Consider the following 15,523-nt stretch of genomic DNA (forward strand, 5'->3'; position numbering starts at 1 on the left):
TTCCATTTACTTTTCTATAAGCCGTACAGCTTGATCACAGGTGGATATTGCCATCATCATAGCACCATTTAGTTGCTAAAGCAACTATTTATGAAAAAATGTCTCCTCCCTTTCTTTTTGGTGTTTGAGCAGCGGCCTGCGAGGCGGGTCATTTCTGCTTAATCCGTTTACCCAGATTGGCATCCAGCTGATCCAGCGTACGCCAGAACGCAGCTAAATCCGCCGCATCCAGCTCATGCCGCATCGCTTCCCTTGCCTTTTTGACAGGAGGCAGACAAGCTTCGATCAGCGCCAGTCCTTCCTCTGTCACATGCACCTGCATTTTGCGTCGGTCACGAGTATCGGGCTGCCGCTTAACCCAGCCTTTCTTCTCCATCGCGTTTAGCAAGCGGGTCATATTCGGTCGATCATCAATCAGACTCTCACCCAGCTCAATTTGCGTTTGGGGACTTTTGACATGCAATTTGTTGAGAATGAACCACTGCTCGGGAGACAGATCGAATCCGTTTTGTTGCAAGGTCATATAGTGCAGATGCCGGATCAGTCTGGAAGTCCGGTACATCCGATAGGCAATCGTTTCTTCAATTCGTTCAGGTCTATGTTCCATAGTTGGCTCCATCGTCGCTCCTTCTCCCTCGTGCCTTTCAGAGGACGAGGTGCAATATCTCAGCTGTATCTAGCATAGAACGACTGTCTCCTTTCGTCAACGAATCGTTCCTTGTCTCAAACGCCATCCAGCCTGCATACTCCTTCTCCATCTGGCTCATTCTATGCAAGAATCTGATTCATGGAGGTAGAGACATGCAGCCCCGTTCCATCCCTTCCGATATCCACTACATGCGAGCCATGATCGTCAACCTTCTCATGATTGGTGAAGCCAGTCAGGGACAATGGACCTTGATCGATACCGGCATTCCGGGATTCGCAGACCGGATTGCCCATGCTGCCAAGCAACGATTCGGCACCGAAAAACCGTCAAGCATCATTCTGACTCACGGACATTTTGATCATGTGGGTTCACTGAAAGCCTTGTTGACTAGGTGGGAGGATGTTCCCGTCTATGCGCACCGCCTGGAGCTGCCTTTCCTGCAAGGTGACGCCGATTATCTGCCTGCTGATCCCACTGTAGGCGGTGGTCTCATGGCTGAGCTTGCCCCTCTCTATCCCCATAAAGGAATTGATCTGGGAGGTAGGGTTGAAGCGCTGCCGGAGGATGGGTCTGTCCCAACTCTGCCCGAATGGACTGTCATTGAAACACCGGGTCATACCGACGGACATATTGCCCTGTTCCGGGAACGAGACCGCACCATAATAGCCGGGGATGCCTTTATTACGGTGAAGCAGGAATCTGCTCTGGCGGTGCTGTTGCAGCAAGAAGAAATTCACGGACCTCCCACATATTTCACGCCTAACTGGGACGCCGCAGGGGACTCTGTCAGACGCCTGGCGGCTCTTCTGCCGGAAGTTGCCATTACCGGACATGGCAAGCCAGTGACCGGACAGGCGTTAATCGAAGGACTGGATCAACTCGCCCAGCATTTCGAAGAAAAGGCGATTCCCGAGCATGGCCGTTATGTTGTCCAGTCCTGATCCCCGCTGCTTGTCCGTTTGCGTACAGAAAAAGAGAAGTCCCCGCAGAGACTTCTCTTCCTGTTTCAATCATTTCATTCACAACGATGCCATTTCCACAATCTCATTCCCGGTCAGGCTCACTTACACGGGATATTTCTTCACGAAATCGAGAATTTCCTGTACGGGACAAGTCGCTACGCCCACATACTTGTCTGCGCCGCCATAATACACATACAACGTATCCTCGACAATCACATTCCCTGTCGGGAAGACACATCCTTTATAAAATCCTTCCCACTCATAATCATGCTCCGGCTCCATAATAAAATGTGGCGCACGGGCAATGACCTTCGTTGGATCTGCCAGGTCAAGCAGGAATACACCTACCCGATAAATGCCTTCGTCGTCCACTCCGTGATACAACGTAAGCCAGCCTTCATCCGTACGAAGCGGTGGCGTGCTGCCGCCAATTTTTCTCTCCCAGTCATATTCGCCTTTGAGCAGAAGTTTATCGTGGCGCCATTCCATCAGATCATCGGACCAGGAAATCCAGATACCTGGATATTCACAACCGTATTCCTCGCCGATCCATTCCTTCGGACGATGCAGCATATAATATTGATCGTTGATCTTTTCCGGGAAAATGATGACATCCCGATTGTCGAGTCTTGATTGGGTAATCCGTCCAAGCCGCTGATACGTACGCAGATCCTTGGAGATCAACAGGCCAGAATTGGCTGTGTTTTTCTTCAGCACCGACGGCGCATGCTCCCCAACATCAAAGCTGAGCACCTCATCCGGGCCAAATTCCCAGTAGCGGCCTGGAGGAAATGGACGATAGGCATACGTCACATAAAATTGATCGTCAAATTCGACAATGCGCGCGTCTTCCACACAGCCCGCATCCGGTCCGTCCGGACTTGGAGACAGTACAGGTTTGTCAGAGACCCGTTCAAAATGATAGCCATCCTTGCTCTCTGCCAGACCGAAATGAATGTAATGCTCCGCATCGTCTCCAGCCGCACGATACAGCAGGTAGTAGGTGCCGTCCTTGTAATAGGCGCCTGGGTTTGTAACGACTAGACTTTCCCAGTCGTTCGCCGCATTGGGAGAAAGAATCGGATTTTGTTCGTATTTTTTTAGTTTCATCGTTAGGTTCTCTCCTTTTTTTATAGGTTTGCGATGCCTGCCACCTTTGTGGTGTATCTGGTTGTTATCCTTTTACAGATCCGCTCGTAATCCCTGAGATAATGAATCGCTGCAGGAAGATGAACAGCAGAATAAGCGGACAAGCTACGAGAATAATGGCGGCAGCCAAGAGCGGCCAGTTGACCGTGAATTTGCCGACAAACAGATACACACCAGATGTAAGGGGCCGTAGCTCCTTGTCATGCAGGTACAAGTATGGATTGATGAAGTCATTCCAGGAACCGATGCATTGCAGCATCGTCACCGTGGCAATAGCCGGCTTCATCAGCGGGAAGATAATTCGGAATATATAACGAAAGTAACCGCAGCCATCCATCCAGGCCGCTTCATCCAAATCCTTTGGCAGGCTCTTCACGAAGCTGACGAAGATAAAGACTGCAATCGACAGGCCACCACCGGCCTGGAGTAAAATAAAGCCGTGCATCGTGTTGATGAGCGCCAGCTTGTTCATCAGAAACAGCGTCGGCACAATCGCTCCCGGCAGAAACAGTGCAATCATGAAGATGGCATAGAGCAGATTGGCTCCCTTAAAATGCTGTCTGGCAATCGGGAAAGCAGCCAGCGATGCCGTAATGGCAATCAATGCCGCTGATCCCAGCGCGTAAATAAAACTGTTCTGAAAGTAGATGCCCAGTTCCGCTTGCTGCCAGGCCTCAGTAAAGTTGCTCCACTGAAACGAAGAAGCCAACTCATAAGGAAATTTCAAAAACTCCTCTTTCGTTTTCAGGGAGATATTGAGGAACAGGAGCAGCGGCACCACCATAATGGCCGAAACAAACAGGAGGACGGCATTGACAGAGACCGATATGAGACGTTTATTACCAGCCATATCCTTTCCCCCTTGCTGACAGGAATCGATAGAAGATCGCCACAACCACCGCAATGATGAAGAAGTGGATGAAGGACAAAGCGGCTGCATAGCCCTGCGTCAAATTCGATTTGAACAGGTTGTCGAAAATATACATCCCGATCGTCATCGTCGACATCCCCGGTCCGCCATTGGTCAGCACCAGAATAATGTCAAACAACTTCAGACTTCCAATCACACTGAGCATCAGATTGACCGTAATGATCGGCCACAGCATCGGCAGTGTAATATGGAGGAACGACTTCCACGAAGAGGCGCCGTCTATGCGCGCCGATTCATACAAGGTCGCCGAAATGCCCTGCAAGCCCGCAATGTAGAGGATCATCGCATACCCGACGGACATCCACACCTGAACGAAGACGACAAGATAAATCGCCATTTCGGGATCACCGAGCAATGCGGTATCCTTGCCAAACATTTCAAAACCCTTGACGACGGGACCAGAATACGGATCGAACAACAGCGTCCAGATCAAGCCCGTGACCACGACACCCAAGATATTCGGCATAAAAATAACTGATCGGTAAAACGTTCTTAGACGCAATTTCATATTGACAAGTACAGCCAATACTACCGCAAGCGCATTCTGTATCAACGTGACCAGAATACAAAAGATTGCCGTCACCTTGATCGTATCTCCAACATTGATGAGATCTGTTGTAAAGGCATACTCGTAGTTTTTCAGACCGACCCAGTCAAATGAATCGATATTCCCGTTGTAGTTCGTAAATGAAAAATACAGGTTCCCGATGGTCGGAAACAACACAAACATCGTAAACAAGGTCAATGCAGGCAGTATGGCCATCAGGGGCATAAATTTCTGTATTCGACTTCCTATGCCCATCTTCCCCACCCCTCTCTGGTTGCAGGAGGCCCTTCACCTGCTGGGGCCTCCTGCTGTCATGCTGGCAATGTGCTCAGATGAGCCTATTCCCAATTCTCTTTGCTGTTGATGAACTCTTTCTGCATTTTCTCTGCTGCTTCTTCCGGTGTCATATCGTTGAGAATAATCGGGATACCCTGTTTGTCAGGACTGATCGTTGCACCTGGCACGTTCAGCTCTTCCCAGTTCGTAATCTGATTGTGACTGTTCATCAGGTCGAGAATTTTCGTAGCCAGTGGATCGTCCATCGTTACATCCGCTTGTACAGGGAAGGCTTTGGTGAAGTCAATGAACTTCTGGTAGATATCCTTGCGAGAGAAGAATTCCAGATAGGCCAGAGCCGCTTCCTTGTTTTCGGTATTTTTGTTAATCAACCAACCATCGTTGATTTTGACTGAAATATTCTGATTCCACTCTTTATTGTCGGAGCCAGGGAAGTTGAAGACGCCTACTTCAAATTCCGGATTCGCATCCTGGATGGAGGAAGCTGCCCAAGAGCCATCAATCATCATCGCTGCCTTACCTTGTGCGAACAGACCTGGAGCCTGGGAATAAGCCATACCCGCTGCATTCTTCTGGAAGTATGCACTCAACTGCTGCAGGTGGTCATACACACTCACCCATTCCGGATCACTGAATTTGGTTTCTTCACTTCTCATGTTCTCATAAAAATTCGGTTTTGGTCCTCTTACCAGAGATTGTTCCAGCTGAATGATAATCATATTAACTGGCCACTGGTCCTTGCCGCCAAACACAATCGGGTCAATCCCTGCTGCCTGAATTTGATCGGATACGCTTAAGAACTCATCCCAGGTTGTTGGTACATCCAGTCCCAATTCCTCAAAAATCTGCGTATTGTAGAATGTAGGGAAAGTCAGGCTGAACCATGGAACCATAAGCTGCTTGCCGTTAAATTCAAGCAACTGAACGACATCTTCCTGGAAGTTGTCCAGAATGCCTTCCCCGGAAAGATCGAGCCACATTTCACTGCGGGTCGGGTTCTTCACATCCTGCTTGTAGTTACCAGAAACGATATCGACGGAATTCGTCGCCATTCTGGCATTGAGCAACTGATCATAATCCTTGAACTGCACGACATCCACATTCAGTTTAATGTGTGGATACTCTTCCATGAACATGTCATGAACTTCATCATAAAAGGCTTTGTCTTCTGTACGCCAGCTAATGATATTCAGCTCTACCTCTTCTTTGCTATCTGCTTGATTGCCCCCTGCATTGGATGACGAGTTGTTATTCGCCCCATTGTTATTGTTGTTGCCTCCGCATGCGGTCAACAGCACGCTCATCATGAAAACGATGACTAGCAGAAATGCGCTCCACTTTTTCATGTTCATCTGCTCCTTTACGTTTGGTTACTCTCAATATAGCGCAAACCCCTGTCCGGCCAAATCCATGATATTCTGATTTCTTGTACAATTTCTCAGTCTTCTTTTCACAGAAAAGGACGCATGGTCACTTATGCGTCCTTCTCTGTCTCATCTTGCCCTTTCGTATACGGAATCCGCAGCGACACTACCGTCCCCCGGTCGGGAAAGGAAGCAATCTGTACACCGTATGGCGGGCCAAACTTCAAGCGAATTCGGGCATGGACATTGGCTATGCCCAGTGAGCGATCCTGAATGTACTGGCCCGATCGATGCTGGTTCATTTCATCCAGCTTTTGTTCCAGCTCCTTAAGCTTGTCCGCCGGAATTCCCTTCCCATTGTCTGAAATCTCCAACACCAGATCGTTCTGTACTTCATATGCGTTTATTCGAATCGTTCCGATTCCACCAGCCGGTTCCACCGCATATTTAACCGCATTTTCCACGATCGGTTGCAGGGTCAGCTTGACCGCATAGCCGTTGAGATAACGTTCATTGACAATGATCTCACTGTGGAAGCCTGTCGGGAAACGGGTATGAATGATGGCCAAATACGTTTTCAGATGATTGAGCTCATCGCGAAGCAGCACTTCCATCTGTTTCGATTTCGATGTATACCGATAAAAATCTGCCAAATGATGCGTCATATCCACCACGATCTCATTTTTGCCAAGATACGCAATGCTCTTGATAATATCCAGCGTATTATAGAGAAAATGCGGGTTGATCTGATGCTGCAGCGATTGAATCTGGGCTTCTTTCTGGCGAAGCAGCTGTTCGACTTCCTTCACCTTCATTTCCGATACGGTATGGACCAGATGATCCAGCTGATCGAGCATCCGATTGAAGCGATAGTTCAGAATTTGCATCTCGTCTCTGCCCCGCTGCACCGTCACCCTCGCCTGCATGTCACCCTTCTCTACCTTCCCCAGTACGCGCACCAGTCGATGGATCGGACGGACAAACCGGTTCGACATAATCGGAACGACGATCAGAATCAGCATAATCACGAACAGCGTCACATACAGCGTCGCCTGATTGGCTGCCTCAATCCCTGGTGCCATTTCTGACAAAGGCGCCATGGAGACCAGCTTCCAGCCCGTCTGCTTCATCTTGCTCACGCCAACGAGCATCTGATTCCCCTTCCACTGCTGGAGCAGGCTCTGCTGATCTATCGCGGCATCCATATCCAGCGCAGCCAGCTCTGTCTCGGCGATGTGCCGTCCAATCCACTCCTGTCTGGGATGATAGACGATGGTATGATCCGCATCGACCACGAATTGCGTCCCCGCCGGGCCCAGTATGGAATTGGAGAACATATGGGCAATTTCGTCAAAATGAATATCAATGACGATGCGGCCAATCAGTGCGCCATTTTCAATACTGAAAACGGGCAGCAGCAGAGACAAAACCGGAATGTCCCGGTTGGATAGCAGGTGGGATTCATGCATAGCCAGCACTTTGGTTGAATCCGTAAAAGGTTCCTTGATCCAATGATTCTGTTCCGTATTGGCCAGCTTGACCGGCAAATGGGTATAGGAAATCATGCGCTGATCCGGAGTGACGAGGAAAATACCGAAGCATTCCCGACAAGAGGAGAGCAAATAAAACGTCAATTCCTCTTCAATCTTCTCCTCCACGGCCTTCTCCATTTTTGCCGACATCGGAGGAAGGCTGCCGTTCAGCCAGTTCTGGACCAGTCGGTCTCCGATAAAGCCCTCGGTCGTATATTTGATTTGCAGAAAATAATCATTGAGCTGATCATGAAGCTGTCTCGCCGCAGAATCTGAAATTCGCTTGAAATCCTGAACGGCATTGTCGGTATATACATTTTTCGAAATGATCGACATCATCAGCACGGAAATGAGACTGACGGCAATAAAAGCGATGATCATCTTCGATCGGATGGTAAAATGGCGGGGCAGAAACCGAATCCGGCCTAGCATAAGCCGACTTTCCGTCTGAAATCACTGGGGGAAATCCCGACAGACTCCTTGAACACTCGATTAAAATACGAAATCGTGCTGTAACCGACCAGATCGGCTATATCATAAATCTTGATATCCGGTTCCTGCAGCAGTTCCTTCGCTTTCTCAATGCGGATATCATTGGCATATTGAACCAGGGTTTTCCCGGTATATTTTTTGAATTCACTGGAAAAGTGAGAGATACTCATATGTGCTCTCGCAGCCATCTCACTGAGGGTATGGGACGTTCGATAATGTTGGGACAGATAGGTACAGATTTCCTGCATCAACACCGTATTATGATCGATAACCGGTTGCGTAGAAACGCGCAGAAACCATTGTTTCGAGCAAGGTCTTGAAATGCTTGACCATCTGCTCCAAATCTGTACTGTCCACCAATGGCAGCGGGCTAAATTCCCTGTCATGCTCCGAGATCAGCCGATTGAATCGTCCTGAAAAAAGGCGCAGAACATTTCTCCGTTCTGTCGTTGTCCATGCATCGTCATAGAGAATAGAACGAAGCAGACGATGCAGTTCCTGACTGGACGCAGAGCGGGAAGATGATGAAAGCGTATCCAAAAATGCCTGAATTTCTTGCCACTGCTTCCTCCACCCGGTATGTGCCTCTAATCGCTCCACCGCATGATCGAGGGCCGTCAGCAGCTCCGTTTCCTTGACGGGTTTGAGCAAATATTCCCGAATGCCGAAGCGTATGGCGCTCTGGGCATATCTGAAGTTGTCATAGCCACTGATTACGATCGTTTCAACAGGGTAAGGCAGTCCCTGAACCTTCTCCATAAGCCATAACCCGTCTTGAACGGGCATCATAATGTCGGTAATGAGGATAGCAGGGGTATGCTGCTGCAACAATTCCCAGGCCTGTTCCCCGTTCACCGCTTCTGCGATCACCTGGTAGGATGATGTTCGCTGAATCATTTCCACCAGTGCCTGTCGAATCCAAACCTCATCTTCTGCCACAATGACTTCATACATCTTGGACTCCTCCTTTGCGTCTCTTTCATGATGTTCGTCTCCAAGGTATATCCAGGTTTGCTTGCAATATGTATGGCTGCCTGCAGAGCGACATGCAAGTCTGCATGCTGCCTGTTCTTATTTTATCATGATTGGCGCTCTCTCTCCTGTCCAATTTTCTGATCCCTACTCCAATCTTATGATCCCTTCCTCGATATTCCAAACCCTGCTTCGATCTTCCGCTCTCTGCGCGATGTGCATCATTCACAGACCAAAAAATCGTGAACACGAAACCTAGTCCGTGTCCACGATTGGTATACATATGCGAGTATCCTAATTGGTATAGATCCGCTGATAAATCTGGTACATGAGCATCGCGGCTTCCGCTCTTGTCGCCTGTCCTTTTGGAAGAATCCGTCCATTGCTTCCGCTTACGATCCCTTCCTTTACAAGAACAGAGACGCTGTCAAGCGCATAAGCGGCGATCTGATCGACATCCTTAAATGCATCGAGTGCTTGTCTGTCCCCTTCGGATGAGAGGTGTCCGGCCACTGCCATCGCCTGGTTGATCATCACCATCATGTCCTGTCTGGAGATTTGCTGCTGGGGATGGAACAAGCCCGATCCCGTACCGTGGACAATGCCCAGCTTTTTCGCAGCACCCACTGCATCGGCATAATAAGCGGAACGATCCACATCCGCAAACTGATCCGTGTACGTCATATTCAGTCCCAATGTTTGCATCAGCAGCAGGAGGAAGTCTGCACGTTTCACTTCTTTCATTGGCTGATAGGACGTCTCCGACACGCCGTTCACAATCCCCTTGGCCGCCATCACTTCAATCGCGTGTTTGGCCCAAACCGCCTCGTTCAAATCCCCGAAGCTCTTAGGCTGAAACCCGACCGCATACGTGCTGAAGTGATCGGTTTGGAACCTCATCATCTGCTCGTTGGCGTCATAGTGACCACTGCTCACGGGCACCATCTGGCCATCTTCCGCGACATACCAGATCATCAGAAATTCTGCCAGGCCCTGTTCATTTTCTCCCGGTGTATATGGAATGGCAACCTGCACGGTTGTGTCCCTATTATGCCACTTGGCATCCTTGCCATTGATCAGGAAAGTCAGATCCACGACTGGTCTTTCCCCTATCAGCGCCTGATTATCCTTCATACGCTCACTGCGAGCTGACGAATCGACCGGTTCGATCGAAAAGGCAAACGTATCTGATCCAGATACCTGTTCCGCTGTGAGCAAGTTGCCTGGCAGCGTCACGGCGCCAAACTCTGTCTGGATCTCCACCATCCGGTCACGGCTGCCCGCTACGAATTCGGAAGCTGGCAGCTCCAGCTCATAGCGCTTGGCACCTGGGACAGGCTGAAGCTTCAGCTTAATTTTCTTCTTGCCCCGTGCATCGCTTTGTACTTTGTCAAACAACTTCTCCAGTCCGTCACGCGATACACTCGCCTTTGCCTTTCCTGTTCCCGCTTCCAGTTCAGTTGCAAGATCGTCAGATTCCGGGTCCGCAGACCCGCCATCTGTTTGTCCGGGTGGATTCGTTGGAACAACCGGCCCCGAAGTAGCCTGGAACGTAAAGGATGCGAGCTGACGCTCACTGCTGCCCGCCCCATTGACATAGACCGAATACGTCCCTGTCTGCATGTCCGCATGTCGGTATGTGAACGTGTAGGCTCCGCCTTCTTCACTCACAGTCTGATCGAGATACACAATCTGACCGGATGGACTCAGCACCTGTACCGTCACGTACTGTCCGCTTCCAAGGGAATGGGTGCCCGAAATGGTGACCACTCCGTTGGAGGTTGCGCCTGCCTGAACTGTAAGCTCTGCTGTCTGAGCCGTCGCATTCGCTTCCTGTCCGGTCTCAGCCCCCTGAACAGGCGTGACAGGGAGTCCCGGATACATACTCAGCATCAGCCCCATGCTCAGGGTCAAACCCAATAGTCTGTTTCGTTTATTTGTCTGTCTCATCGCTTATGCCTCCATCTTCATTGTATTCATTCCTCATGATTGAAAAAGGTGCCGCCCACCTTCCAGAGCGGCAGCACCTATGTGAATGTCAAGACTAAGAGGAAGCCGGAAAGACAACAGGTTCGGCGTAAGGCGTCATGCCACCCAGGCTGTCCCATACAAATACTTTGATCTCATGTCCCGTTACATCCGAGGGCAGATCGAATCCAGCCTGGAATGTCAACGTCTCATCGACGCCAAGGGTTTTCTCCACAATGGAAAGTCTCTGTACAGCGCCATCGGCATCATACAAGGCAACAATCATGGAAGTTGATACGTCTGAGCGCTCATTGTTCGTTACAGAAGCGGAAGCTTTTATAAAACTCAGTCCGTTTAGATCCGTCACTTCCGTGCCATTGTAATCGGTAAAGGAAACCTGATCAACGGATACCACACTCTTCAGCGTAAGCTGAAGCACGTCACTGGCTGCCGAAGTCTTGCCGGTGCCATCCACCGCCACGACCGTATAGTCGTGCGCCGAATTTGCCTCCAGATCGCTCAGCTGGACGGAAGTCTCCGCCACGGTGGCAACAAGTACCCCGCCGTCAAATACCTGATAGGCTTCCACCCCGATATCATCGATAGAGGCATCCCATTCCAGGTTGACATAGCTGGCGCCATAGGTGGCCGCGCGCAGATTGGCAGGAGCGGTAGGCGCTGCCTTGTCTTCCTTCTTGCCTGAAATCAAGGTCACTTCGGACAGTTGCGGACTCCATGGATTTCCACCTGTTTCCGAGAAGACCAATTTCAAATAATTCGTCCCTTCCGGCATGGCCGCTTGGGATTTCAAGGTGAACCGAGCCCAGTTGTCCGCTGTCGGTACAGGGCCGTCCGCATATACCGCATCTACGACAGACCAGTTCGCACCGTCCGTGGAAGTATAGAAATCAATCCCGCTGGTCACATCTACACTGCCTGTTTCACCGTATACGTTCGCGGAGAAGCTGTCGAGTCCCGTAAAGTGATAGACAATCTCCTGTTGATCCAGTGCAGTTCTCTTCAAGCGTGAAGCGTCTCCTTCGAAGTATGTCTCCGCGTTGCCGTTATCGAAGGACCAGCCATCTGAATGAGAGGCAATGTGTTGCCAGTTATCCAGCCCATCGACCAGCTTCTTGGCAACCGGAGAAATCGTGACATTCATAATCTGCGGGTCCCACACTTCTCCGCCCGCATTGGCCCAGATTCGCAAATAATTCGTCCCGACCGGAATCACTTCATTCGGCGTGAAGCTGGTCAGATACCAGTCCGTAAATACCTGCGGCTCTGTGAAATCTGCCCCGATTGGTGTCCAGTTCTCGCCGTCCGGGGAAATATCGAAGGTGACTTTATCTCCGAGCGTCCCCTGATAACCGGCATCGACCTTGAAATCTCCAATATCATTGAGTCGATACACAATCGCTTCCGAGCTGCTGGAAGTTCGTTTCATCCGCGATGTATCGCCATTGAAATAATCTGGATTGGAGCTGTCCGACTGAAAACCGCCATAGTCATACATTTTATTGAAGTTTTCAAGTGTATCCACTAGCGTTCTCGTCAGCTTCATATAGGCCAGCTGAGGCGTCCATGAATTGCCGTCATTACCGGAATCGCCGTCCGGGAGCACCTCCAGCTTAAGATAAGCTGTGTTTGCAGGCATCTTGGCGCCTGGTGTATACACAATCTTCATCCAGCCGTCTGCTGTTGGAGACGGGTTGCTGAACTGCGCAGGCATCGGTTCCCAAGTCGTTCCATCCGGAGAAGTGTAGAATTTCACCGTCTGCTCTGCATCAAAAGGTAGTGTACCTGCATTGTAAAAGAATTTGGCTTCAAAATGATCCATGTCATTCAGTTGATACGTCACATGCTGGGCATTATCCCAACCTCTCTTGATACGGCTTGCATCCCCTTCAAAATAAAGATCGGCATTGCCAGTATCCATTTGCCAGCCATCGGAAAGATCATAGATGTGCTCGAAATTCTCCAGTTCATCCTCAATCACAGAGGTATATCCCTGAACCGTTTCCCCTCCTGTAACCGGAATCGTTGCGTTTTCATCCAGCGCGATCGGGGAGGTTCCGGTTTCCAGCGTGGACAAGAGGATCACGCCTCGACCTGGAAGGGTAATATCAATGCCCTGGGTCAGATCTACGTCTGTCAGCGTCCCGGAAGCAACCGGATAGCCATTCGCGTCAACCGGACGATCATTTTCAAAATAGTTGTATTGGTTCATCGTGACCGGAGCAGTCGCAGCAGGCATAACCAGCTTGATGGTCTTCGCTTCCGGCTGATTGTTCACAAGTGCAAAAGAAAGATCATATTCATTGCCATTCGGAATTTTAGCTGCGGCTACATGCACGTTGTTAATGCCTGATTTGGACGCAAATACCGTCTGGCTGCCCCGCGGGAAGTTTCGTGCATAGAGCGAGGACGTATAATACCAAGGACGCAATGCCTGTTCCTCTTCTGTCCCGAGCGTATGCCAGAATCCCCATACTTTATAAGTGGAAGATGGATCGAAAGCATCCAGTCGGTGCATGGAATCATCCAGACTCCACAAGATGATGCTGGCCTGTCCGCCTCGCATGGTCTGGTTAATGTAATCAGACATCATCACGCCATATTCAAAATCATACACCCTGAACTGCTGATCCAGATGGTTCTTCCCGTCAGCCAAACCGGCTTCCCCCATCATGAATGGCTTGTCCACCCCTCCATAAGGGTCATTCTCCATGTAATAGGCTTTCTTGGAAGCAACCGTCTTCTCGATGTTTCCGGACATAATATCGCTGTCTGTGGCATAGCGGTGAATGTCATATACATCTACCACGTCCGGGAGATGATCAGCCGTCATATCTACCCAGTTATCTGCGGACGTGGAATCCGGACCTACAATCAGAATATCGTCCTCCAGCCCTTTTTCCTTCAGCTTCTCATGGAGACGGCGCACACCAATGCTCCATACTGTCCATCTGTCTTTCCCTTCATCGCTGATGCCCCATTCTCCGTTGGGCTCATTGATGTAGTTCCAGTATTTAATGTTCGTATATCCTTTTTCATGAATCATATGCTCGATCAGAGCGGACATCATCTCCATCCATCTCGGATCGGTTGAATCATCGAAGTGCAGCGGGTCCTGTGTAGATTTGGACCACTCACCCAAAATGACTTCGATGTCATTGGCCTGCGCATAGTCGAGAATGGCATACACTCTCTCCATGTCATCATTTCCCCAGTTAGCCGGGTCTTCCCAATAATATTGGATGCCGTCCTGCGAATCGGACGGGTCCAGCTTCGCATACCATCTGGCCTGCAAAATCGTTCGGATAATCGGCGGTTTCATAAAACCAACGCGATCGGTAATCATATTCCATTGTTCATACGTATAGTCGGTCACCGTCGGGTCCTGCGGATCCCACTGAACCCCTACCCCCAAGTAGTGATCCTCCAGTACCTCATTGGCATCTACATATACGGTTGCATCAGCCTGAGCAACCTCTTCGGCCTGCACCTCTCCCTGCTGCCATCCCAATCCTGCAGTCGACAGAACGAGTGCAATCATCAATACCATACACAATGTCTTCTTCATGGACAGTCCTCCTACGTGGTATGATTCAAACTATAAAATTTCAAGCCTACATAGAAGTATAGTATGGAAGCACTTTCATGTCCTTCGACAATCTTCTGATTTCTTGGACTACCTTCTTGCATCCAATTTCTCTCCGTTCAATGCCACGTCGAGCTCATTCACAAACAACAATACCCGTCTCTTGCCTATCCAGCAGCCTATTTCATTCCACAAAAAACCGCATGATCCTTTTGGTTCATGCGGATTTTCTCTTTGATTCCGTTACGGACGAGCTCCAGATCAGACTGTAACGATGTCCTCTATGTCCTTATGATCCTTGCTGTTTCTCACAATGGTCTGCATGGCGGCCTGATCGGCTACGATCGTCACATCCGGATGAAATTGCAGAATAGAAGCCGGTACCTCCGGGGTGACCTGACCGAAAAAGGCCTGTTGGAGAATATCGGCCTTCTGTTCACCAAAGGCCATCAAGACTACTTTCCTGGCCTGCATGATCGTACCGATGCCGACCGTTATCGCCTGTCTGGGCATCGCTTCAGCAGACTCGAAATACTGCGCGTTGCTGCGGATCGTGCTCTCATCGAGATGCACGACATGGGTCGCTACCGGAAAGGTCGCAGACGGTTCATTAAAGCCGATGTGCCCGTTGCGCCCGATACCGAGCAGTTGCATATCGATGCCTCCCAGTCGTTGTATCAGCGCTTCATACCTTGCACATTCCGCTTCCATACAGGCAGAATCACTGCTCGGAATATGGGTGCGTTCAAGCTGAATATTGATATGCTGAAACAAGTGCTGATTCATGTAAGAGCTGTAGGATTGCGGATCGGATGGGTGCAGCCCTGTGTACTCATCCAGGTTCACGGAGGATGCTTCAGAAAAATCCACATACCCTTGCCTGTACAGCTCAACCAGACGTTTATATACATTCATCGGTGACGACCCTGTGGCCAGGCCCAGCACCGAATCCGGCTTGCGGGTTACCTGAGCTGCGATCATCATCGCCAGTTTTTTCTCCAGTCTCTCCCTGTCCACTGCCGTTATAAAACGCATACCTGACACTTCCTTTACTGC

General features: G+C 49.9%; 12 protein-coding genes. 1 reads left to right on the top strand and 11 read right to left on the bottom strand.

Annotated elements, in window-relative coordinates; translation table 11 throughout:
* Positions 1–148: 148 nt before the first annotated feature.
* Positions 149–619, bottom strand: coding sequence for a MarR family winged helix-turn-helix transcriptional regulator (locus tag ACFSUC_RS18865; protein ID WP_379931201.1), 471 nt, complete (start codon positions 617–619; stop codon positions 149–151).
* 182 nt (positions 620–801) lie between these two features.
* Here ACFSUC_RS18865 and ACFSUC_RS18870 point away from each other — a divergent pair, with 182 nt between their 5' ends.
* Positions 802–1,590, top strand: coding sequence for an MBL fold metallo-hydrolase (locus tag ACFSUC_RS18870; RefSeq protein WP_379931202.1), 789 nt, complete (start codon positions 802–804; stop codon positions 1,588–1,590).
* A 123-nt stretch (positions 1,591–1,713) separates the two neighbouring features.
* On the opposite strand, the gene ACFSUC_RS18875 is transcribed toward ACFSUC_RS18870, so the two are convergent.
* From ACFSUC_RS18875 to nagB, 10 genes are all read right to left on the bottom strand, one after another.
* On the bottom strand, positions 1,714–2,721 hold the full coding sequence (locus tag ACFSUC_RS18875; RefSeq protein WP_379931203.1) for a glycoside hydrolase family 130 protein: 1,008 nt from the start codon (positions 2,719–2,721) through the stop codon (positions 1,714–1,716).
* Between the two features lie 64 nt (positions 2,722–2,785).
* Complete coding sequence (locus tag ACFSUC_RS18880) at positions 2,786–3,610, bottom strand: carbohydrate ABC transporter permease (protein WP_379931204.1); 825 nt, start codon at positions 3,608–3,610, stop codon at positions 2,786–2,788.
* On the bottom strand, positions 3,600–4,493 hold the full coding sequence (locus ACFSUC_RS18885) for a carbohydrate ABC transporter permease (protein ID WP_379931205.1): 894 nt from the start codon (positions 4,491–4,493) through the stop codon (positions 3,600–3,602). Before ACFSUC_RS18885 ends, ACFSUC_RS18880 begins: the two co-directional genes overlap by 11 nt.
* A gap of 83 nt (positions 4,494–4,576) precedes the next feature.
* Positions 4,577–5,881, bottom strand: a complete 1,305-nt coding sequence (locus ACFSUC_RS18890) for an ABC transporter substrate-binding protein (protein ID WP_379931206.1) — start codon at positions 5,879–5,881, stop codon at positions 4,577–4,579.
* Positions 5,882–6,009: 128 nt separating this feature from the next.
* A complete protein-coding gene (locus tag ACFSUC_RS18895; RefSeq protein ID WP_379931207.1) occupies positions 6,010–7,863 on the bottom strand; it encodes a sensor histidine kinase in 1,854 nt (617 codons plus the stop codon).
* A complete protein-coding gene (locus tag ACFSUC_RS18900) occupies positions 7,857–8,171 on the bottom strand; it encodes a helix-turn-helix transcriptional regulator (protein ID WP_379931208.1) in 315 nt (104 codons plus the stop codon). The genes ACFSUC_RS18895 and ACFSUC_RS18900 overlap by 7 nt, the downstream gene beginning before the upstream one ends.
* 10 nt (positions 8,172–8,181) lie before the next feature.
* A complete protein-coding gene (locus ACFSUC_RS18905) occupies positions 8,182–8,877 on the bottom strand; it encodes a response regulator (protein WP_379931209.1) in 696 nt (231 codons plus the stop codon).
* A 312-nt stretch (positions 8,878–9,189) separates the two neighbouring features.
* Complete coding sequence (locus ACFSUC_RS18910; RefSeq protein WP_379931210.1) at positions 9,190–10,845, bottom strand: S-layer homology domain-containing protein; 1,656 nt, start codon at positions 10,843–10,845, stop codon at positions 9,190–9,192.
* A gap of 94 nt (positions 10,846–10,939) precedes the next feature.
* Entirely contained in the window at positions 10,940–14,449 is a 3,510-nt protein-coding gene (locus tag ACFSUC_RS18915) for a cellulase family glycosylhydrolase (protein WP_379931211.1), read from the bottom strand.
* Positions 14,450–14,728: 279 nt separating this feature from the next.
* Positions 14,729–15,502: a glucosamine-6-phosphate deaminase gene (nagB, locus tag ACFSUC_RS18920; RefSeq protein WP_379931212.1), complete on the bottom strand. Its 774-nt coding sequence runs from the start codon at positions 15,500–15,502 to the stop codon at positions 14,729–14,731.
* Between the last annotated feature and the right edge of the window lie 21 nt (positions 15,503–15,523).

Origin of the sequence: Marinicrinis sediminis (genome assembly GCF_042685085.1) — a bacterium.
Classification (GTDB): Bacteria; Bacillota; Bacilli; order Paenibacillales; family KCTC-33676; genus Marinicrinis; species Marinicrinis sediminis.